Source organism: Streptomyces sp. NPDC007945 (genome assembly GCF_042958885.1).
Classification (GTDB): domain Bacteria; phylum Actinomycetota; class Actinomycetes; order Streptomycetales; family Streptomycetaceae; genus Streptomyces.
Genome location: NZ_JBIBJV010000001.1, coordinates 16,884 through 35,525 on the forward strand (window position 1 = coordinate 16,884; position 18,642 = coordinate 35,525).

Annotated in this window: 17 protein-coding genes and 1 pseudogene; 8 read left to right on the plus strand and 10 right to left on the minus strand. The window is 72.6% G+C overall.

Annotation, left to right across the window (positions count from 1 at the left end; all coding sequences use genetic code 11):
* Window positions 1–4: 4 nt before the first annotated feature.
* Window positions 5–1,321, minus strand: a complete 1,317-nt coding sequence (locus ACFZCF_RS00100; RefSeq protein ID WP_391283593.1) for a CynX/NimT family MFS transporter — start codon at window positions 1,319–1,321, stop codon at window positions 5–7.
* 94 nt (window positions 1,322–1,415) lie between these two features.
* Between ACFZCF_RS00100 and ACFZCF_RS00105 the strand changes: the two genes are divergently transcribed.
* On the plus strand, window positions 1,416–2,132 hold the full coding sequence (locus tag ACFZCF_RS00105) for an FCD domain-containing protein (RefSeq protein WP_391283595.1): 717 nt from the start codon (window positions 1,416–1,418) through the stop codon (window positions 2,130–2,132).
* Here ACFZCF_RS00105 and ACFZCF_RS00110 read toward each other — a convergent pair.
* The 3 genes from ACFZCF_RS00110 to fabG form a co-directional block, all read right to left on the minus strand.
* Window positions 2,065–2,487 carry a hypothetical protein gene (locus ACFZCF_RS00110; protein ID WP_388439059.1) on the minus strand — a complete coding sequence of 141 codons (423 nt, stop codon included), beginning with the start codon at window positions 2,485–2,487 and terminating at the stop codon, window positions 2,065–2,067. The genes ACFZCF_RS00105 and ACFZCF_RS00110 overlap by 68 nt on opposite strands.
* A 155-nt stretch (window positions 2,488–2,642) precedes the next feature.
* A complete protein-coding gene (fabI, locus tag ACFZCF_RS00115; RefSeq protein ID WP_391283597.1) occupies window positions 2,643–3,419 on the minus strand; it encodes an enoyl-ACP reductase FabI in 777 nt (258 codons plus the stop codon).
* A gap of 5 nt (window positions 3,420–3,424) precedes the next feature.
* Window positions 3,425–4,144, minus strand: coding sequence for a 3-oxoacyl-[acyl-carrier-protein] reductase (gene fabG, locus ACFZCF_RS00120; protein ID WP_388439065.1), 720 nt, complete (start codon window positions 4,142–4,144; stop codon window positions 3,425–3,427).
* Between the two features lie 253 nt (window positions 4,145–4,397).
* Here fabG and ACFZCF_RS00125 point away from each other — a divergent pair, with 253 nt between their 5' ends.
* The 3 genes from ACFZCF_RS00125 to tyrS are packed head-to-tail and all read left to right on the plus strand — an operon-like array spanning window position 4,398 to window position 8,626.
* Window positions 4,398–5,921, plus strand: coding sequence for a metallopeptidase TldD-related protein (locus ACFZCF_RS00125; protein ID WP_391283599.1), 1,524 nt, complete (start codon window positions 4,398–4,400; stop codon window positions 5,919–5,921).
* Entirely contained in the window at window positions 5,918–7,309 is a 1,392-nt protein-coding gene (locus tag ACFZCF_RS00130; protein WP_391283601.1) for a metallopeptidase TldD-related protein, read from the plus strand. The genes ACFZCF_RS00125 and ACFZCF_RS00130 overlap by 4 nt, the downstream gene beginning before the upstream one ends.
* Window positions 7,310–7,360: 51 nt before the next feature.
* The gene (tyrS, locus tag ACFZCF_RS00135) at window positions 7,361–8,626 is read left to right on the plus strand and encodes a tyrosine--tRNA ligase (protein WP_388439075.1); all 1,266 of its coding nucleotides are present in this window, start codon (window positions 7,361–7,363) and stop codon (window positions 8,624–8,626) included.
* Between the two features lie 76 nt (window positions 8,627–8,702).
* Here the strand turns inward: tyrS and ACFZCF_RS00140 are convergent, their stop codons facing one another.
* On the minus strand, window positions 8,703–8,978 hold the full coding sequence (locus ACFZCF_RS00140; protein WP_388439078.1) for a GlsB/YeaQ/YmgE family stress response membrane protein: 276 nt from the start codon (window positions 8,976–8,978) through the stop codon (window positions 8,703–8,705).
* A 168-nt stretch (window positions 8,979–9,146) separates the two neighbouring features.
* Here ACFZCF_RS00140 and ACFZCF_RS00145 point away from each other — a divergent pair, with 168 nt between their 5' ends.
* Both ACFZCF_RS00145 and ACFZCF_RS00150 read left to right on the plus strand, forming a co-directional pair.
* Window positions 9,147–9,491, plus strand: a complete 345-nt coding sequence (locus tag ACFZCF_RS00145) for a DUF3099 domain-containing protein (protein ID WP_388439081.1) — start codon at window positions 9,147–9,149, stop codon at window positions 9,489–9,491.
* Between the two features lie 213 nt (window positions 9,492–9,704).
* Entirely contained in the window at window positions 9,705–9,944 is a 240-nt protein-coding gene (locus tag ACFZCF_RS00150) for a hypothetical protein (RefSeq protein WP_391283605.1), read from the plus strand.
* Here the strand turns inward: ACFZCF_RS00150 and moaA are convergent.
* The 3 genes from moaA to ACFZCF_RS00165 form a co-directional block, all read right to left on the minus strand.
* A complete protein-coding gene (gene moaA, locus ACFZCF_RS00155) occupies window positions 9,927–10,916 on the minus strand; it encodes a GTP 3',8-cyclase MoaA (protein WP_388439087.1) in 990 nt (329 codons plus the stop codon). The two genes, ACFZCF_RS00150 and moaA, sit on opposite strands and share 18 nt — an antisense overlap.
* A gap of 181 nt (window positions 10,917–11,097) precedes the next feature.
* A complete protein-coding gene (locus ACFZCF_RS00160) occupies window positions 11,098–12,750 on the minus strand; it encodes a cation acetate symporter (RefSeq protein ID WP_391283606.1) in 1,653 nt (550 codons plus the stop codon).
* Window positions 12,747–13,121 (minus strand): DUF485 domain-containing protein, encoded by a 375-nt coding sequence (locus ACFZCF_RS00165; protein WP_382800566.1) that lies wholly within the window; start codon window positions 13,119–13,121, stop codon window positions 12,747–12,749. Before ACFZCF_RS00165 ends, ACFZCF_RS00160 begins: the two co-directional genes overlap by 4 nt.
* Before the next feature lie 275 nt (window positions 13,122–13,396).
* Between ACFZCF_RS00165 and ACFZCF_RS00170 the strand changes: the two genes are divergently transcribed.
* Both ACFZCF_RS00170 and ACFZCF_RS00175 read left to right on the plus strand, forming a co-directional pair.
* On the plus strand, window positions 13,397–14,941 hold the full coding sequence (locus ACFZCF_RS00170; protein WP_388439093.1) for a S8 family serine peptidase: 1,545 nt from the start codon (window positions 13,397–13,399) through the stop codon (window positions 14,939–14,941).
* 91 nt (window positions 14,942–15,032) lie between these two features.
* Window positions 15,033–16,331, plus strand: coding sequence for a CoA transferase (locus ACFZCF_RS00175; protein ID WP_391283609.1), 1,299 nt, complete (start codon window positions 15,033–15,035; stop codon window positions 16,329–16,331).
* On the opposite strand, the gene ACFZCF_RS00180 is transcribed toward ACFZCF_RS00175, so the two are convergent.
* Together ACFZCF_RS00180 and ACFZCF_RS00185 are read right to left on the minus strand one after the other, a co-directional pair.
* Window positions 16,321–17,364: a zinc-dependent alcohol dehydrogenase family protein gene (locus ACFZCF_RS00180; RefSeq protein ID WP_388439098.1), complete on the minus strand. Its 1,044-nt coding sequence runs from the start codon at window positions 17,362–17,364 to the stop codon at window positions 16,321–16,323. The two genes, ACFZCF_RS00175 and ACFZCF_RS00180, sit on opposite strands and share 11 nt — an antisense overlap.
* A gap of 263 nt (window positions 17,365–17,627) precedes the next feature.
* Window positions 17,628–18,324, minus strand: a pseudogene (locus ACFZCF_RS00185) (VIT family protein).
* Between the last annotated feature and the right edge of the window lie 318 nt (window positions 18,325–18,642).

Sequence of the window (18,642 nt, forward strand, 5' to 3'; positions counted from 1 at the left end):
CATCTCAGGATTCGTCTTCGATCGTCCGGTCCCGTCCGGCGAGGGTGCCCACGATCATCTGCGGGATCATCAGGCCGGCCATGAGGGCGATCGGCACGCCCCAGCCGCCGCTGTGCTGGTAGAGGACGCCGACGAGGAGCGGGCCGGGGATGGAGATGAGGTAGCCGACGCTCTGGGCGAAGGCGGAGAGGCGGACGACGCCGGCGCCGCTGCGCGAGCGCATGCCGATCATGGTGAGGGCGAGCGGGAAGGCGCAGTTGGAGACGCCGAGGAGGACCGCCCAGAGCCAGGCGCCGCCGGCCGGGGCGAGGAGCAGGCCGGTGTAGCCGGCGAGGCCGCAGGTGCCGAGGGCGACGACGATCGGGCCCTGGTGGCGCATCCGGGACGCGAGGCGAGGGATGACGAAGGCGAGCGGGACGCCCATGACCATGGTGACCGCGAGCAGGACGCCCGCGGTGGAGGCGGGGACGCCGGCGTCGCGGAAGATCTGCGGCATCCAGCCCATGGTGATGTACGCGCCGGTGGCCTGGAGGCCGAAGAAGCAGGCCAGCGCCCAGGCGGTGCGGCTGCGGTACATCGGGCGGGGTGCGGCGCCGGCCGGGGCGGCCGCCGGGGCCGTCGCGGCCCGGGCCTGGGCCGGGATGCCGCGCTCCGTGGGGGCCGGGGCGTTGCGGTCCTTGACCAGCGGGAGCCAGGGCAGGACGGCGAGGGCGGCGAGGACCGCCCAGACGCCCAGTCCGAGGCGCCAGTCGCCGCCGAGGGCGTCCGTCATGGGGACCGTGAGGGCGGCGGCGAGCGAGGTGCCGAGGGCCAGGGCCATGGAGTAGAGGCCGGTCATGCTGCCGATGCGGTCGGGGAAGTACCGCTTGACGATCACCGGCATGAGGATGTTGCTGACGGCGATGCCCATGAGGGCGAGGGCGCTGGCCGCCAGGAAGCCCGCGGTGCCGGTCGCCAGGGGGCGCAGCAGCAGGCCCGCGAGGATGGCGGCCATGCCGGCGCAGACGACGGCGGTGGGGCCGAAGCGGCGGGCCAGGCGCGGGGCCGTGATGCCGAAGACCGCGAAGCAGAGCGGCGGCACCGAGGTCAGGACGCCGGCGACGGTGCCGCTCATGTGGAGGTCGGCGGTGACCTCTTCGAGGAGGGCGCCGAGGCTGGTGATCGCGGGGCGCAGGTTGAGCGCGGCGAGGACGAGGCCGACGGAGACGAGGCCGAGCGTCCAGCGGGCGGGACGGCCGGTCGCCGGGGCGGGTGCGGACTGCTCCGGGGCGGATGACCGCCGTGCGGCGGCGGGGTCGAGGGTCTTCGGCTCGTCTGGCATGGAACCATCATAGAATCATGGGATGATTGATTGTCCAATCTCGGACGATCCAGGAACGGTCTCTCTCGACAACGCGCGTGAAGGCGAGTCCCCCATGGCCCTCGGGCACCCCCGGCGCACCGGTCTCACCGACCAGGTGATCGCCGAGCTGCGGAACCAGATCACCTCCGGCGAGTGGCCGGTCGGCTCCCGCATCCCGACCGAGCCCGAGCTGGTCGAGCAGCTGGGCGTGGCCCGCAACACCGTCCGCGAGGCGGTCCGGGCCCTCGCCCACAACGGCCTGCTCGACATCCGGCAGGGCTCCGGCACCTACGTGGCGGCGACGAGCGAGCTCGCCGGGGTGATGCACCGGCGGTTCGCGGACTCCGATCCGACGCACGTCGCCGAGCTGCGCTCCACGCTGGAGTCGGCGGCCGCCCGGTTCGCGGCGCGCCGGCGCTCCGAGCGGGACCTGGGGCAGCTGGACGCGCTGCTCGTGCGGCGCGAGGAGGCCTGGGATTCGGGGGACGCGGAGCGGTTCGTGACGGCGGACGCGGCCTTCCACCACGCGGTGGTCGCCGCCTCGGGCAACGAGGTGCTGACGGAGCTCTACGCGGACCTGGGCGATCTCCTGCGGGAGTGGCTGCGCGACGACGTGGGGCCGGACCTGCGGCCGGAGAACCACATGGACCACGCGCGGCTCGTGGAGGCGATCCGGGCCGGGGACGCGGAGCGGGCGGCCGAGGAGGCCGCGGGCTATCCGTTCATGTGCCTGGGCGGGAAGCGGCAGGCGGGGACGGAGGAGCAGGCTCCGCCGCCGGTTCGTGGGTGACCCAGGCGGAGCGGACCGCCTTCCAGCAGCGGGCGGTGAGCGTCGCGTGGTCGGCGGGCGCGACGTCCACGGGGGCGCTGTCGGTGTCGAGGTCCCACCAGGGGTCGCACTCGACGTGGAGCCGTATCCGGTCGGTCCGCGGGTACGGGTTGCGGCAGTGGGCCGTGACCCGGGTGCCGTCGACGACCGTGTGGCAGGAGGCGCCGAAGTCCTCGGGGAGATCGGCGGCCGGAGCGGTGACGGCGGGTTCCTCGGCGGGGGCGGGGGCCGCGTGGACCTCCGCGGCGACGGCGGTGCCGAGAAGCAGGGCGGCGACCGTGGCGTGGGCGGCGAAGCCGCGGTGGAGCGCGCGCATGCCCGTACCTCCTCCCCGTGAGTAGCCGGAACGACACGCTCCGACCAGTCTGCGGCGATCCGCCGGACTTTTCGAGTCGGGAACGGAACGGGGCCGGGTGCCCGGTCCCCGAGGGGACCCGGCACCCGGCCCCGGCCGGTGCGGTACGGGCGCGGTCAGGCGCCGATCGCGTGCAGACCGCCGTCGACGTGGACGATCTCGCCGGTCGTCTTCGGGAACCAGTCGGAGAGCAGCGCGACGATCGCGCGGCCGGTCGGCTCCGGGTCGGCCAGGTCCCACTCCAGCGGGGAGCGGCTGTCCCAGACCTTCGCCAGCTCGCCGAAGCCGGGGATGGACTTCGCGGCCATGGAGCCGAGCGGGCCGGCGGAGACCAGGTTGCAGCGGATGTTCTGCTTGCCCAGGTCACGCGCCATGTAGCGGCTGGTGGCCTCCAGGGCGGCCTTGGCCGGGCCCATCCAGTCGTACTGCGGCCAGGCGAACTTGGCGTCGAAGGTGAGGCCGACGACCGAGCCGCCCTCGCTCATCAGCGGCAGCAGCGCCATCGTCAGGGACTTCAGGGAGAAGGCCGAGACGTGCATGGCGGTGGCGACGGACTCGAACGGCGTGTTGAGGAAGTTGCCGCCGAGGGCGTCCTGCGGGGCGAAGCCGATGGAGTGCACGACGCCGTCGAGGCGGTCGCCGAGGTGCTCGCGGACCTGGCCCTCCAGGCGCGCGAGGTGCTCGTCGTTGGAGACGTCGAGCTCCAGCACCTTGACCTTGTCGGGCCGGGGCAGCTTCTTGGCGATGCGCTCGGTCAGCGTGGGCCGGGGCCAGGCGGTGAGGATGATCTCCGCGCCCTGCTCCTGGGCCAGCTTGGCGGCGTGGAAGGCGATGGAGGACTCCATCAGCACACCGGTGATGAGGATGCGCTTGCCCTCGAGAATTCCGCTCATGGTGATCAGTGACCCATGCCCAATCCGCCGTCAACCGGAATGACGGCTCCAGTGATGTACGAGGCGTCGTCGGAGGCGAGGAAACGCACCGTGGCGGCGATCTCCTCCGGCTTCGCGTAGCGGCCCAGCGGCACCTGGGACACGATGCCCGCGCGCTGCTCGTCGGTGAGCACGGCGGTCATGTCGGTGTCGACGAAGCCGGGCGCGACGACGTTGAACGTGATGTTCCGCGAGCCGAGCTCACGGGCGAGGGAGCGGGCGAAGCCGACCAGGCCGGCCTTGGAGGCGGCGTAGTTGGCCTGGCCCGCGGAACCCAGCAGACCGACGACCGAGGAGATCAGGACGACGCGGCCCTTCTTGGCGCGGAGCATGCCGCGGTTGGCGCGCTTGACGACCCGGAAGGTGCCGGTGAGGTTGGTGTCGACGACGGTGGTGAAGTCCTCGTCGGACATGCGCATCAGAAGGGTGTCGCGGGTGACGCCGGCGTTGGCCACGAGGACCTCGACCGGGCCGTGCTTCTCCTCGATCTCCTTGTACGCCTGCTCCACCTGCTCGCCGTCGGTGATGTCGCACTTGACGGCCAGGCAGCCCAGCTCGGTCAGCGCGGCCGGGGGCTCGCCCGAGCGGTACGTGTACGCGACCTTGTCGCCGGCCTCGGCGAACGCGCGGGCGATGGCGAGGCCGATGCCCCGGTTTCCTCCGGTGACGAGAACCGAGCGGCTCAACGGATCACCCTTTCGATCAGCGGTCTGGTACCTCGAAAACCTATCGGTACCTCCCACCTCACGGAGAATCGGCCTCCGACAGTGGCGCGCGGGCGGCACTGTCGGATCCCTACAGACGCGGAACCCGGAGAGCCACCGGGGCCGCCACCCCCCGGACCGGGAAAATGGGCCGATGGGCACGGCGCGGCGTGATTCACTTCCGGTTGCCCGTCAACCGCAGCAGGTTCCCGTCACGCAGAGAGCGAGGCCGCTCGTGGTCCATCAGATCGACCCACACTTCCATGCCCTGCCGTTGAGGGCGCTCGCCGACGCGGCGCTCGCGCGGGCGCGGGCGCTCGGCGCCGAGCACGCCGACTTCCGCCTCGAAAGGGTCCGCTCCGCCTCCTGGCGGCTGCGGGACGCCAGGTCGGCGGGTTCGTCGGACACCACCGACCTCGGCTACGCGGTGCGGGTCGTGCACGGCGGCGCCTGGGGCTTCGCCTCCGGCGTCGACCTGACGATGGACGGCGCGGCGAAGGTCGCCTCCCAAGCCGTCGCCATGGCCAAGCTGTCCGCGCAGGTCATCGCCGCCGCCGGCTCCGACGAGCGCGTGGAGCTGGCGGCGGAGCCCGTCCACGCGGACAAGGTGTGGATCTCCTCGTACGAGATCGACCCGTTCTCCGTGCCGGCCGAGGAGAAGAGCGCGCTGCTCGCCGACTGGTCGGCACGGCTGCTGCGGGCCGACGGGGTGGCGCACGTCGACGCCTCGCTGCTCACGGTCTTCGAGAACAAGTTCTACGCGGACACGGCGGGGACCGTCACCACCCAGCAGCGGGTGCGGCTCCACCCGGAGCTCACGGCCATCGCCGTGGACGGCACGACCGGCGAGTTCGACTCGATGCGGACGATCGCGCCGCCGGCCGGCCGGGGCTGGGAATACCTCACAGGGACAGGCTGGGACTGGGACAAGGAGCTGGAGGAGATCCCGGAGCTGCTCGCCGAGAAGATGCGGGCGCCGAGCGTCGAGGCCGGCCGCTACGACCTGGTCGTCGACCCGTCGAACCTGTGGCTGACCATCCACGAGTCCATCGGCCACGCCACCGAGCTCGACCGGGCCCTCGGCTACGAGGCGGCGTACGCGGGCACCTCCTTCGCCACCTTCGACCAGCTGGGGAAGCTGGCGTACGGCTCCTCGGTGATGAACGTGACCGGTGACCGCACGGCCGAGCACGGCCTCGCGACGATCGGGTACGACGACGAGGGCGTCGAGGCGCAGTCCTGGGACCTGGTGAAGGACGGCACGCTCGTCGGCTACCAGCTCGACCGGCGGATCGCGAAGCTCACCGGCCTCGGCCGGTCCAACGGCTGCGCGTTCGCCGACTCCCCCGGGCACGTGCCGGTGCAGCGGATGGCGAACGTCTCCCTCCAGCCTGATCCGGGCGGCCTGTCGACGGAGGACCTGATCGGCGGCGTCGAGCGGGGCGTCTACGTGGTCGGCGACCGGTCCTGGTCGATCGACATGCAGCGGTACAACTTCCAGTTCACCGGCCAGCGCTTCTTCCGCATCGAGAACGGCCGGCTGGCCGGGCAGCTGCGGGACGTGGCGTACCAGGCCACCACCACCGACTTCTGGGGCTCGATGGAGCAGGTCGGCGGCCCGCAGACGTACGTCCTCGGCGGCGCCTTCAACTGCGGCAAGGCCCAGCCGGGCCAGGTGGCGGCCGTCTCCCACGGCTGCCCCTCCGCCCTCTTCCGGGGCGTCAACATCTTGAACACCACGCAGGAGGCCGGTCGATGAGCCGCGTCAGCAAGCCGTACGAGATCGTCGAGCGGGCGCTCGAACTGTCCCGCGCGGACGGGTGTGTCGTCATCGCGGACGAGGAGTCCTCCGCCAACCTGCGCTGGGCGGGCAACGCGCTCACCACCAACGGCGTGACCCGGGGCCGTACCCTCACCGTGATCGCCACCGTCGACGGCTCCGAGGGCACCGCCTCCGGCGTCGTGTCCCGCTCGGCGGTGACCGCCGAGGACCTGGAGCCGCTGGTGCGGGCCGCCGAGGAGGCGGCGCGGGCGGGCGGCCCCGCCGAGGACGCGCAGCCGCTGGTCGAGGGCGTGCCCTCCTCCCCCGACTTCACCGACGCGCCCGCCGAGACCACCTCCGCGGTCTTCGCCGACTTCGCCCCGGCGCTCGGCGAGGCCTTCGCACGCGCGCGTGCCGGCGGCCGGGAGCTGTACGGCTTCGCGCACCACGAGCTGACCTCCACCTACCTGGGGACCTCGACCGGGCTGCGGCTGCGGCACGACCAGCCCAACGGCACCCTGGAGCTCAACGCCAAGTCCCCCGATCGCGCCCGCTCCGCATGGGCAGGGCGCTCCACCCGGGACTTCAAGGACGTCGACCCGGCCGCGCTCGACGCCGAGCTCGCGGTGCGGCTCGGCTGGGCCGAGCGGCGGATCGAGCTGCCGGCCGGACGGTACGAGACGCTGCTGCCCCCGACCGCCGTCGCCGACCTGCTGATCTACCAGCTGTGGTCGTCGATGGCCCGGGACGCGGTGGAGGGCCGTACGGTCTTCTCCCGGCCCGGCGGGGGCACCCGGCTCGGCGAGACCCTCTCGCCGCTGCCGCTGACCCTGCGCAGCGACCCGAACGAGCCGGGCCTGGAGTCCGCGCCGTTCGTGATCGCGCACGCCTCCGGCGACGACGAGTCGGTCTTCGACAACGGGCTGCCCGTCGGCCCGGTGGAGTGGATGCGGGCCGGCGCGCTCGACCGGCTGATCACCACCCGGCACACGGCCGCCCTCACCGGGATGCCGGTGGCGCCGGGGGCGGGGAACCTCGTCCTGGACGGCGGCGGCGAGCGCTCCCTGGAGGAGATGGTGGCCACCACCGAGCGCGGGCTGCTGCTGACCTGCCTCTGGTACATCCGCGAGGTCGATCCGGCGACGCTGCTGCTCACCGGTCTGACCCGGGACGGCGTCTACCTCGTGGAGAACGGCGAGGTGGTCGGCGAGGTCAACAACTTCCGGTTCAACGAGTCCCCGGTGGACCTGCTGTCGCGGGCCACCGAGGCGGGCCGGACGGAGCGGACCCTGCCGCGCGAGTGGAGCGACTGGTTCACCCGGGCCGCGATGCCCGCGCTGCGGGTGCCCGACTTCAACATGAGCTCGGTCAGCAAGGGCGTCTGACCCGCCTAGACTGGGCTGTCTGCAAGCAACGATCCGAGGAGACTGACGACCGTGACGGACATCGTCGACGAGCTGAAGTGGCGTGGGCTCTTCGCCCAGTCCACCGACGAGGACGCCCTGCGCAAGGCGCTCGCGGACGGTCCCGTGACGTTCTATTGCGGTTTCGACCCGACCGCGGCCAGTCTCCACGTCGGCCACCTGGTCCAGGTGCTCACCGTCCGCCGGCTCCAGCAGGCCGGGCACCGGCCGCTGGCGCTGGTCGGCGGGGCCACCGGTCAGATCGGCGACCCCCGCCCGACCGCCGAGCGCACCCTGAACGACCCGGAGACGGTCGCGAACTGGGTGAACCGGCTGCGTTCCCAGATCGAGCCCTTCCTCTCCTTCGAGGGGGAGAACGCGGCGGTCATGGTGAACAACCTGGACTGGACCGCCGGGCTCTCGGCGATCGAGTTCCTGCGGGACATCGGCAAGCACTTCCGGGTCAACAAGATGCTGACCAAGGACTCCGTGGCCCGCCGCCTGGAGTCCGAGCAGGGCATCAGCTACACCGAGTTCAGCTACCAGCTGCTCCAGGGCATGGACTTCCTGGAGCTGTACCGGCGCTACGGCTGCACGCTCCAGCAGGGCGGCTCCGACCAGTGGGGCAACCTGGTGGCCGGACTCGACCTCATCCACCGCCTGGAGCCGGGCGCCGAGGTCCACGCGCTCGCGACGCCGCTGATGGTCAAGGCGGACGGCACCAAGTTCGGCAAGACCGAGGGCGGGGCCGTCTGGCTGGACCCGGAGATGACCACGCCGTACGCGTTCTACCAGTTCTGGCTGAACGTGGACGACCGCGACATCTCGACGTACATGCGGATCCTCTCCTTCAAGTCCCGCGAGGAACTGGAGGAGCTGGAGGCGCAGACCGCCGAGCGGCCGCAGGCGCGGGCCGCGCAGCGGGCGCTGGCCGAGGAGCTCACCACGCTGGTGCACGGCGCCGAGCAGTGCGCGGCCGTCATCGACGCCTCGAAGGCGCTGTTCGGGCAGGGCGACCTGGCCGGGCTCGACGAGCCGACGCTGGCCGCCGCGCTCTCCGAGCTGCCGCACGCGCGGGTGTCCGAGCTGGGCCAGGTCGTGGACCTGTTCGCCGAGGTCGGTCTGGTGGCGAGCAAGTCGGCCGCGCGACGCACGGTGAAGGAGGGCGGCGCCTACGTGAACAACGCGAAGGTGACCGCCGAGGACGCCGTCGTCGAGGCCGGCGACCTGCTGCACGGGCGGTGGCTGGTGCTGCGGCGCGGCAAGAAGAACCTGGCGGCGATCGAGTACACCGGCTGACCGCCGGGCACGACGCACCGGAGGCCCGGTACGGCGACCGACCGCCGTACCGGGCCTCCGGTGTGTCCCGCGTCGCTCAGGCCCGTCGCCGGTTGCCCTTGAGCGAGGCCCAGAGCATGTCGCCGACGCCGACCACGGCCACGGCGCCGATGAGCTGGAGCAGGTGCCGGATCCAGTCGATGCCCTTGGTGTCGTTGACGCCGATCCAGGTCGCGACCGCATTGCCCAGGACGCTGCCCAGAATGCCGAAGATCACCGTCAGCCAGAGTGGGATCTGCTGCTTCCCCGGGAGGATCGCCTTCGCGAGCAGACCCAGGACCAGACCGACGATGATCGCCCACAACCAACTCATATCCGCCTCCTCGTGACATGTGGCCCCAGTCTCGTCCCGCTGCCCGTACGGCGCATGTCGGACTCCGCCGTCCGTGCCCCGCTCTCGTCGGCCCGGGAACGTGGGCGTACGGTGGACACAGGTCCGGACCGGGGAGGCTCCGGCACGAGCGGCGGGTGGTGGAACGCGATGCGGAAGCGAGGGGGACCCGAGGTCTTCCGGATCACCGGGGCCCGGCAGGGGCTCGCGGACGACGTCCGGGGCAGGCAGCGGCGGTACGTCATCTCGATGTCGGTCCGGACGCTCTCCGTGATCGCGGCCGCGGTGCTGTGGAACGTGGAACGGCACGTCGCGGTCGTGGCGCTCGCGCTCGGGGTGCTGCTGCCGTACATCGCGGTGGTGATCGCGAACGCGGGCCGCGAGTCCGCGCCCACGCTCCCGTCGACCTTCCTGCCCTCGCCGGTGCGCCCGGCCCTCGGCGCGGGCGACGGCGGAGCGGAATCCGGAGCGGAACGCCCGTACGGGCAGGGCTGATCGGGGCGCGCCGACCACGGTGGCGGAACGTCACGCCGACGCCGTCGGTAACCTCAAGAAAACCTCAGATCAATCACGAGGTTCCGGTGCACCGCACCCAGGGTGCCGTGACATACTGCGTACGCGCTCCGCATCCCCCGTCGGAGCGACGGACCGATGCCGGGCAGCTCCCCCCGTGGCTGCTCGGCATCGCCCTTGCTGGACAATGATCAGGTGAGCGAAGAGAAGCCGATCTGTTCCGCCAAGGGCTGCCGCGCCGACGCCGCCTGGGTCCTCGCGTGGAACAACCCCAAGCTGCACACGCCCGAGCGGCGCAAGACCTGGCTCGCCTGCGAGGAACACCGCGAGCACCTGTCGCAGTTCCTGGGCGTGCGGGGTTTCCTGAAGGACGTGGTGCCCTTCGCCGAGTGGGAGCCCGCGGAGGACGGGCCCGGCTCAGCCGCCGATCGCTGACATCGGGCGGTCGGGCTGCAGGAAGCTCGGGTCGTCGAGGCCCGAGCCCGCCTTCTTCCCCCACATCGCCTTCTTCCACAGCTCGGCGACGTCCGCGTCCGGGGCGTCGGAGCGGAGCGCGGCCCGCAGGTCGGTCTCCTCGGTGGCGAAGAGGCAGGTGCGGATCTGACCGTCGGCGGTGAGCCGGGTGCGGTCGCAGGCCCGGCAGAAGGGGCGGGTCACGGAGGCGATGACGCCGACCGTGTGCGGTCCGCCGTCGACGACCCAGCGCTCGGCGGGGGCGGAGCCGCGCTCCTCGGAGCCCTCGGGGGTGAGGGTGAAGCGGGTGCGGAGGGACTCCAGGATGTCCCCGGCGGTGATCATGCCCTCGCGCTTCCAGCCGTGCTGGGCGTCGAGGGGCATCTGCTCGATGAAGCGGAGCTCGTACCCCTCGGCGATCGCCCAGGCGAGCAGGTCGGGGGCCTCGTCCTCGTTGAGCCCCGGCATCAGGACGGCGTTGACCTTCACGGGGGTGAGGCCGGCCTCGCGGGCGGCGGCCATGCCGTCGATGACGTCCCGGTGGCGGTCGCGGCGGGTGAGGGTCTTGAAGACCTCGGGGCGGAGGGTGTCGAGGGAGACGTTGACCCGGTCGAGGCCCGCGGCCTCCAGGGCGGCGGCGGTGCGCTTCAGCCCGATGCCGTTGGTCGTCAGGGACATCTTCGGGCGGGGTTCCAGGGCGGCGCAGCGCTCGACGATCCCGACGAGGCCGGGGCGGAGCAGCGGCTCGCCGCCGGTGAAGCGGACCTCGGTGACCCCGAGGTCGGTGACGGCGATCCGGATCAGCCGGACGATCTCGTCGTCGGTGAGCAGATCGGGCTTGGCCAGCCACTGCAGTCCCTCTTCGGGCATGCAGTAGGTGCAGCGCAGATTGCACCGATCGGTGAGGGAAACGCGCAGGTCAGTGGCGACTCGGCCGTACGTGTCGAGGAGCACGGGTCCCCCTCCCCTTCTCCAGGTTCGCTTCTGTTGTCGAGCCTACGCGACCGCTCGGACATCGGGCACGGGCCGATTGACACGAGCACGGAGCCGGCCGCGTCGTAGAACTCTACGACGCGGCCGGTGGCTTGTTGCGGACCGTATACGACCGGACGCGGTGCGGTCGTATACGGAGGGGTCAGTGCTTGACGGCGGCGGCGGTGCCGATGCCGGTGAGGGACTTGACCTCCAGCTCGGCGTACTTGCCCTGGTCGGGCTCCTCCTTGGAGAGGATCGAGCCGAGCCAGCCGAGGAGGAAGCCGAGCGGGATGGAGACCAGGCCCGGGTTCTCCAGCGGGAACCAGTGGAAGTCGACGCCCTTGAACATGGAGGCCGGGCCGCCGGAGACGACCGGGGAGAAGAGGACGAGGACGACGGAGGAGATCAGGCCGCCGTAGATCGACCAGAGCGCGCCCTGAGTGGTGAACCTCTTCCAGAAGAGCGAATAGAGGATCGTCGGGAGGTTGGCCGAGGCGGCGACCGCGAAGGCGAGGGCGACCAGGCCGGCGACGTTGAGGTCGCGGGCGAGGGCGCCGAGGGCGATCGAGACGATACCGATGAAGACCGTGGACCAGCGGGCGGCCCTCATCTCCTGCTTCTCGGTGGCCTTCCCGCGCTTGATCACGTTGGCGTAGATGTCGTGCGCGAAGGACGAGGAGGAGGCGAGGGTCAGTCCGGCGACCACGGCCAGGATGGTGGCGAAGGCGACGGCGGAGATGACGGCGAGGAGGATGGCGCCGGCGGTGGAGTCCGCGCCGCCGCCGACCTCCAGGGCGGTGAGCGGGGCCGCCGTGTTGCCCGCCTTGTTGGAGGAGGTGATGGCCCCGGGGCTCAGCAGGGCGGCGGCGCCGAAGCCGAGGACGATCGTCATCAGGTAGAAGGCGCCGATGATGCCGATGGCCCAGTTGACCGACTTACGGGCGGCCTGCGCGGTCGGCACCGTGTAGAAGCGGATCAGGATGTGCGGCAGGCCGGCGGTGCCGAGGACGAGGGCGATGCCGAGGGAGAGGAAGTCGAGCTTCGAGGTCTCGGTGAGGCCGTACTTGAGGCCGGGCTCCAGGAAGGCCTCGCCCTTGCCGCTGTTGGTGGCGGCGGCGCCGAGCAGGTCGGAGAGGTTGAAGTCGAACTTCAGCAGGATGAGGAAGGTGATGAGGAGGGTGCCGGCGATGAGCAGCACCGCCTTCACCATCTGCACCCAGGTGGTGCCCTTCATGCCGCCGATGGTGACGTAGACGATCATCAGGACGCCGACCAGGGCGACGATCGCGACCTTGCCGCCGTCGCTGGTGATGCCGAGGAGCAGCGAGACGAGGACGCCGGCGCCGGCCATCTGGGCGAGCAGGTAGAAGATCGAGACGACGATGGTGGAGGTGCCGGCCGCGGTGCGGACCGGGCGCTGGCGCATCCGGTAGGCGAGGACGTCGCCCATGGTGAAGCGGCCCGAGTTGCGCAGCGGTTCGGCGACCAGGAGCAGGGCGACGAGCCAGGCGACGAGGAAGCCGATGGAGTACAGGAAGCCGTCGTAGCCGTAGAGGGCGATGGCGCCGGAGATGCCGAGGAAGGACGCGGCGGACATGTAGTCGCCGGAGATCGCGAGGCCGTTCTGGAAGCCGGTGAACTGGCCGCCGCCGGCGTAGAAGTCGGCGGCGCTGCGGGTCTGCCGGCCGGCCCAGACGGTGATGGCGAGGGTGGCGATCACGAAGGCGGCGAAGAGGCCGATGATCAGCGGCCGGTGCTCGGCGGTGGCGTTGCCGGCGGCGAGCAGCGCGGGGGCGGGGGCGAGGGAGCTCATGCGTCGCCCTCCATACGGGCCTTGATGGCCTCGCCCTTGGGGTCGAGACGGAGGGCGGCGTGGCGGGAGTACAGCCAGGCGATGAGGAAGGTGGTGGCGAACTGGCCGAGGCCGAGGACGAGGGCGACGTTGATGTTGCCGAAGAGGCGGGTGCCCATGAAGCCGCCCGCGTAGTTGGAGAGCAGGACGTAGAGCAGGTACCAGGTGATGAAGGCGACCGTCAGGGGGAAGGCGAAGGAGCGGTAGGTGCGGCGGAGCTCGCCGAACTCCTCGCTGCGCTGGACCTCGACGAACTGCTCCGTGGTGGGCCGGGCGGGACCGGAATCGGTCCCGGCGCCCTCTCTCGGCGGCGGCGGTGCTTCGGTAGCCACGGACTCTCCTCGTGACGCGGGGACGGACGGCATGGTCAAGGGGGCCTCACCTGGGGGGTGCGGGACGGGGGCGCCTGCTGGAGCCCCTCCCCTGCTCAACGGCACGGAGCCGGAAGCGAAGTGGTTCAGGCGAGGGGATTTCTTCCGCGAAATCTTCATCCCGTCTTCTCAACTCATTGATGAGCAGGGAAGTTCAGCGATAGCTTCACTCGTCATGCACCTGCCCACGCGCAACCCCGCGCGGGAGCAGTACATACGGATGATGTGGAGAACCCATGGCTCATCTGGGATCGAGGCGCGGCAGAGTACTCGCTCTGCCTGCTGGTCTCGCGCTCACCGCTTCGCTCGGTTTCCTTCCTTCCGGCGCCGCCTCCGCCGCGGAAACGAGTGACGCTCCGGCGGCCGCCACCGTCGCGACGACGGGCGAGAAGCTCTCGTACGTCGTCAACGTCGAGGGGGGCCGCTGGACGGCCGCCTCGGTGAAGAAGGCGATAGCCGCCGCCGGCGGCGAGGTCGTGATCGCGTACGACCGAATAGGCGTGATAGTCGTCCACTCGCAGAACCCCGAGTTCGCGAAGACGATCCGCCAGGCCCGCGGCGTGGTGTCGGCGGGCGCGACCCGTACGGCTCCGCTCTCCGTCCAGTCCGACGACGCCCTCGACGAGGCCTCGCAGACGCTGACCCCGGCCGAGATCGCGGCCGCCGCGGCCTCCGCCACGGCCGGCCAGGACCCGATGGAGCCCCTGCAGTGGGACCTCCGGGCGATCAAGGCCGACAAGGCGCATGAGAAGACCCTCGGCAGCGGCCGGGTCACCGTCGGCGTCATCGACACGGGTGTCGACGACACGCACCCGGACCTGGCGCCGAACTTCGACGCCGCCGCGTCCGCGAACTGCGTGTCCGGCAAGGCCGACACCACCCCCGGCTCGTGGCGCCCCAACCCGGGCGAGAGCGACCACGGCACCCACGTCGCCGGCACGATCGGCGCCGCCAAGAACGGCGTCGGCATCACCGGTGTGGCGCCGGGCGTGAAGCTGGCCGGCATCAAGGTGTCGACCCCGGACGGCTTCTTCTACACCGAGGCCGTGGTCTGCGGCTTCATGTGGGCGGCCGAGCAGGGCATCGACGTCACGAACAACAGCTACTACACCGACCCGTGGATGTTCGCCTGCAAGACGGACGAGGACCAGAAGGCCCTCGTCGAGGCGGTCACCCGGGCGAGCCGCTACGCGGAGAAGAAGGGCACGGTCAACGTCGCCGCGGCCGGCAACTCCAAGTTCGACCTGGCCGCCGACTCGATCGTCGACAACAGCAGCCCGAACGACACCACGCCGGGCGACCGGGTCATCGACCCGAGCGTGTGCCTCGACTACCCGGCGCAGCTGCCGGGCGTCGTGACGGTCTCGGCGACCGGCGCGAAGAACCTCAAGTCGTCGTACTCCAACTACGGTCTCGGCGTGATCGACATCGCCGCCCCCGGAGGTGACCGCACCGAGTACCAGGCCCCGGACGCCCCGGCGGAGAACGGCCGCATCTGGTCGACCTCGGTCAACGGCAAGTACAACTACAAGGCCGGTACGTCGATGGCGGCGCCGCACGCCGCCGGTGTGCTCGCGCTGCTGAAGTCGACGCACCCGAAGGCGAGCCCGGCCGCGCTGAAGGCCCTGCTGTACGCGCAGGCCGACGAGCTCGCCTGCACCAACCCGTACGACATCGAGGGCGACGGCACGATCGACGCCGTCTGCGAGGGCGGCAAGGAGAAGAACGGCTTCTACGGGGCCGGTCTGGTGGACGCCCTGGACGCCGTCCGCAAGTGGTGACGCCCTAGCGTGAGCGGGGCCCCGGTGTGGTCGGCCACACCGGGGCCCCTTCGCATGTCCGGGAAGTGGCACGGAGTGCCATAGTGCGGGTATGAACAGCACGGTTCGGAGCGGTACGGAAGCCCTGTGGTCGGTCCTGGGCGGCGATCCCGCCCTGGTCGGACGGGTGGAGTTCGGCGGGGTGTCGGGGCTGCTCCCGGCGCGGCTGCCGGTGATGGACCTGGCGCGGGCGACGGTCGCGGTCTGCGGGCTCGCGGCCGTGGAGCACGCGCGCGTGGCGGGGCCGGTGCGGGTGGACGACGGGGCGGTGGCCACCGCCTTCGTGAGCGAGCGTCACCTGCGGGTCGACGGGCGGGCGCCGGTGGCCTTCGCGCCGCTGTCCCGGTTCTGGCGGGCGGCCGACGGCTGGGTCCGCACCCACGCCAACTACCCGCACCACAAGGCCGCGCTGCTCGCGGCGCTGGGCACGGCCGACTCGGTGGAGGCGGTGGCGGAGGCGATCGGCGGGCGGCGGGCCGTCGACGTGGAGACGGCGGTGTACGGCTCCGGGGGCCTCGCGGTGGCCCTGCGGACGCCCGGGGAGTGGGCCGGGCACGCGCAGGGCCGCCAGGTGGCGGCGCGGCCGGTGCTGAGCCGGGAGCGGACCGACGAGGCCCCGCCGCGGCGCCGTCCGGGACCGCCGCGGGTCCTGGACCTGACCCGGGTGATCGCGGGCCCGGTGGCGACGCGGACGCTGGCGCTGCTCGGCGCGGACGTGCTGCGGATCGACCCGCCGGGCCGTCCGGAACTGCCGGACCAGCACGCGGACGCGGACGTGGGGAAGCGGACGGCGGCCCTCGATCTGGACCGGCGCGCGGACCGGCGGACCTTCGACGAACTGCTGGACGCGGCGGACGTCCTGGTGACCGGCTACCGGCCGGGGGCCCTGGAGCGGTACGGCCTGGAGCGGCCCGGTCTGGTGACGGCCCGGCTGTCGGCGTGGGGCGACCACGGGCCGTGGGGCGGGCGGCGCGGCTTCGACAGCCTGGTGCAGGTGGCGACGGGCATCGCGGTGACGGAGGGGTCCGCGGCCGAGCCGGGGGCGCTGCCGGCGCAGGCCCTGGACCACGGGACGGGGTATCTGCTCGCGGCGGCGGTGCTGCGGTCGCTGACCGAGCGGGAGCGGGACGGCGGCGGCCGTCTGGTCCGGCTGTCGCTGGCGCAGACCGGTCACTGGCTGACGCACGGCCTGCCGCGGTACGACCCCGAGCGGTACCTCGCGGAGTCGGAGGGCCCGCTCGGGCGGCTGCGGCACGCGGTGTCACCGGTGGCGTACGAGGGCGGCCCGGCGGGCTGGTCCCGCCCGCCGGGCGTCGCCGGGGCGGACGCCCCGGTGTGGGCTACGGAGTGACGAGGACCTTGAGGGCGGTGCGCTCGTCCATGGCCCGGTAGCCGCCGGGGACGCCGTCGAGGTCCACGGTGAGGTCGAAGACCGGGGACGGGTCGATGCGGCCGTCGAGGACGTCGGCGAGCAGCTCGGGGATGTAGGCCCGGACGGGGGCGACGCCGCCGCGCAGGGCGATGTTCCGGTCGAACATGACGGAGAGGTCGAGGCCGGTGCCGGAGCCGTGCGGGACGCCGACGTAGCCGATGGAGCCGCCGTCGCGGGTGATGTTCACGGCGGTGCGCATGGACTGCTCGGTGCCGACCGCCTCGATGACGCCGTGGGCGCCCTGGCCGCCGGTGAGTTCGCGGACCGCGGCCTCGGCGGCCTCGCCGCGCTCGGCGACGACGTCGGTGGCGCCGAAGGCGCGGGCGATGTCGGTGCGGGCGGTGTGCCGGCCGAGGGCGATGATCCGCTCGGCGCCGAGGCGCTTGGCGGCGAGGACGCCGCAGAGGCCGACGGCGCCGTCGCCGACGACGGCGACGGTGGAGCCGGGGCGGACGCCGGCGCCGAGGGCGGCGTGGTGGCCGGTGCCCATGACGTCGGAGAGGGCGAGCAGCGCGGTCAGCAGGTGGTCGTCGGAGGCGGCGTCGGCGGGCAGCTTGACGAGGGTGCCGTCGCCGAACGGGACGCGGACGGCCTCGCCCTGGCCGCCGTCGGAGCCGGCCGAGCCCCAGAAGCCGCCGTTGGGGCAGGAGGTCTGGAGGCCCTCGGCGCAGTAGTCGCAGGTGCCGTCGGACCAGACGAAGGGGGCGACGACGAGGTCGCCGGGCTTGAAGCCGCGGACCTCGGAGCCGATCGCCTCGACGGTGCCGAGGAACTCGTGGCCGATGCGCTGGCCGGGCTGCCGGGCGGATTCGCCGCGGTAGGCCCACAGGTCGCTGCCGCAGATGCAGGCGCGCAGGACGCGCACGACGACGTCCGCGGGGTCCTGCACGACGGGGTCGGGCACCTCCTCCACGCGCATGTCGAAGGGGGCGTGGATGGTGGTGGCGCGCATGGTTCCTCGTCCGGGTCAGCTGGTTGTACGACGTTCACCGTACCTCGCCTGGAAGGTGCCCGCGGTGAGTGGGTGCGGAGGGGCGACGCGGGTCGGCATGACCCGGAAGTCCGGAGTCGGCGGCCGGGGCGGGCCGGCGACGCCGGCGGCGGGCACGGAGGCGCCGTCCGGGGCGCGGGAGAGCGGGGTGCGGACAGCGGGTCGCGCGGAGGACGCCTGGTGCCGGGGGCGGGGAGTGCCGCGACCGTGGGGCCCACCCCCGGTCAGACTCCCGCCGCGTCCAGGAGGGAACCGGCGGCGTAGGTGACGGCCATCGCGAGGGCGCCGCCGGCGACGGTGCGGAGGGTGGCCCTCGGGGCGGGGGCGGCGGCGAGGCGCGCGGACCACCATCCGGTGAGGGTGAGCGCGGTGAGGACCGAGGCGACGGTGATCCACAGCCGGGTGGCGGCGGGCGGCAGGACGATCGCGAGGAGCGGGAGCAGGGCTCCGACGGTGAAGGCGAGGAAGCTGGCCCAGGCCGCGTGCCAGGGGTTGGTGAGGTCGTCGGGGTCGATGCCCAGCTCCACGCGCGCGTGCGCCCTGAGGGCGTCGCGCTCGGTGAGCTGTTCGGCGGCCTCGCGGGCGACGCCGGGGGTGAGTCCCCCGGGCGGTGAGGAGCGCGGTGAGCTCGTCGAGTTCGGCCTCGGGGCTCTCGTGGAGCTCCTTGCGTTCGGTGGCGAGTGCGGCGGTCTCGGAGTCGCGCTGGACGGAGACGGAGACGTACTCGCCGGCGGCCATGGAGAGGGAGCCGGCGAGGAGGCCGGAGAGGCCGGCGGTGAGCAGCGCGGCCCGGGACTCGGTGGCGCCCGCGACGCCCACGACGAGGCCGGCGGTGGAGACGATGCCGTCGTTGGCCCCGAGCACGGCGGCGCGGAGCCAGTTGAGCCGGGAGCCGAGGGCGCCGCCGTGGGGTTCGTGCACGGGTGGTGCGGTCACCTCAGGAGGGTCGCACCCCCCGCCTCACCGGACGCGGACCGACCCGCCCGGGGCGAAGGCCGGGCCGGCGGCGCCCTCGAGGACCTTCTCCATGGGTCTGCCCCTCGTGGCACCGCCGCCGGGGAAGGGCGGACGCGTGCGCGCCCGGGATTGACGGGACGTCAGGAGCGGTGGGGGACGGCAGGCGGGGCACCGGGCCGCGAGGAGACCCCGGGCGCGGCGGCGGCCCCGGTGCGGGCGCACGGCCAGGACCGGCCCCTCGCCGCCTCTCCGCCGGCTCGGTGCGTGCCCCGCCGGAGGGGC

Coding starts and splice junctions, on each gene's coding strand:
- ACFZCF_RS00110 (WP_388439059.1), bottom strand. CDS start 2,487: ATGCGCGCGCTCCACCGCGGCTTCGCCGCCCACGCCACGGTCGCCGCC.
- ACFZCF_RS00145 (WP_388439081.1), top strand. CDS start 9,147: ATGCGGAAGCGAGGGGGACCCGAGGTCTTCCGGATCACCGGGGCCCGG.
- ACFZCF_RS00140 (WP_388439078.1), bottom strand. CDS start 8,978: ATGAGTTGGTTGTGGGCGATCATCGTCGGTCTGGTCCTGGGTCTGCTC.
- ACFZCF_RS00105 (WP_391283595.1), top strand. CDS start 1,416: ATGGCCCTCGGGCACCCCCGGCGCACCGGTCTCACCGACCAGGTGATC.
- ACFZCF_RS00100 (WP_391283593.1), bottom strand. CDS start 1,321: ATGCCAGACGAGCCGAAGACCCTCGACCCCGCCGCCGCACGGCGGTCA.
- ACFZCF_RS00180 (WP_388439098.1), bottom strand. CDS start 17,364: ATGCGCGCCACCACCATCCACGCCCCCTTCGACATGCGCGTGGAGGAG.
- fabI (WP_391283597.1), bottom strand. CDS start 3,419: ATGAGCGGAATTCTCGAGGGCAAGCGCATCCTCATCACCGGTGTGCTG.
- ACFZCF_RS00160 (WP_391283606.1), bottom strand. CDS start 12,750: ATGAGCTCCCTCGCCCCCGCCCCCGCGCTGCTCGCCGCCGGCAACGCC.
- ACFZCF_RS00170 (WP_388439093.1), top strand. CDS start 13,397: ATGGCTCATCTGGGATCGAGGCGCGGCAGAGTACTCGCTCTGCCTGCT.
- ACFZCF_RS00175 (WP_391283609.1), top strand. CDS start 15,033: ATGAACAGCACGGTTCGGAGCGGTACGGAAGCCCTGTGGTCGGTCCTG.
- ACFZCF_RS00130 (WP_391283601.1), top strand. CDS start 5,918: ATGAGCCGCGTCAGCAAGCCGTACGAGATCGTCGAGCGGGCGCTCGAA.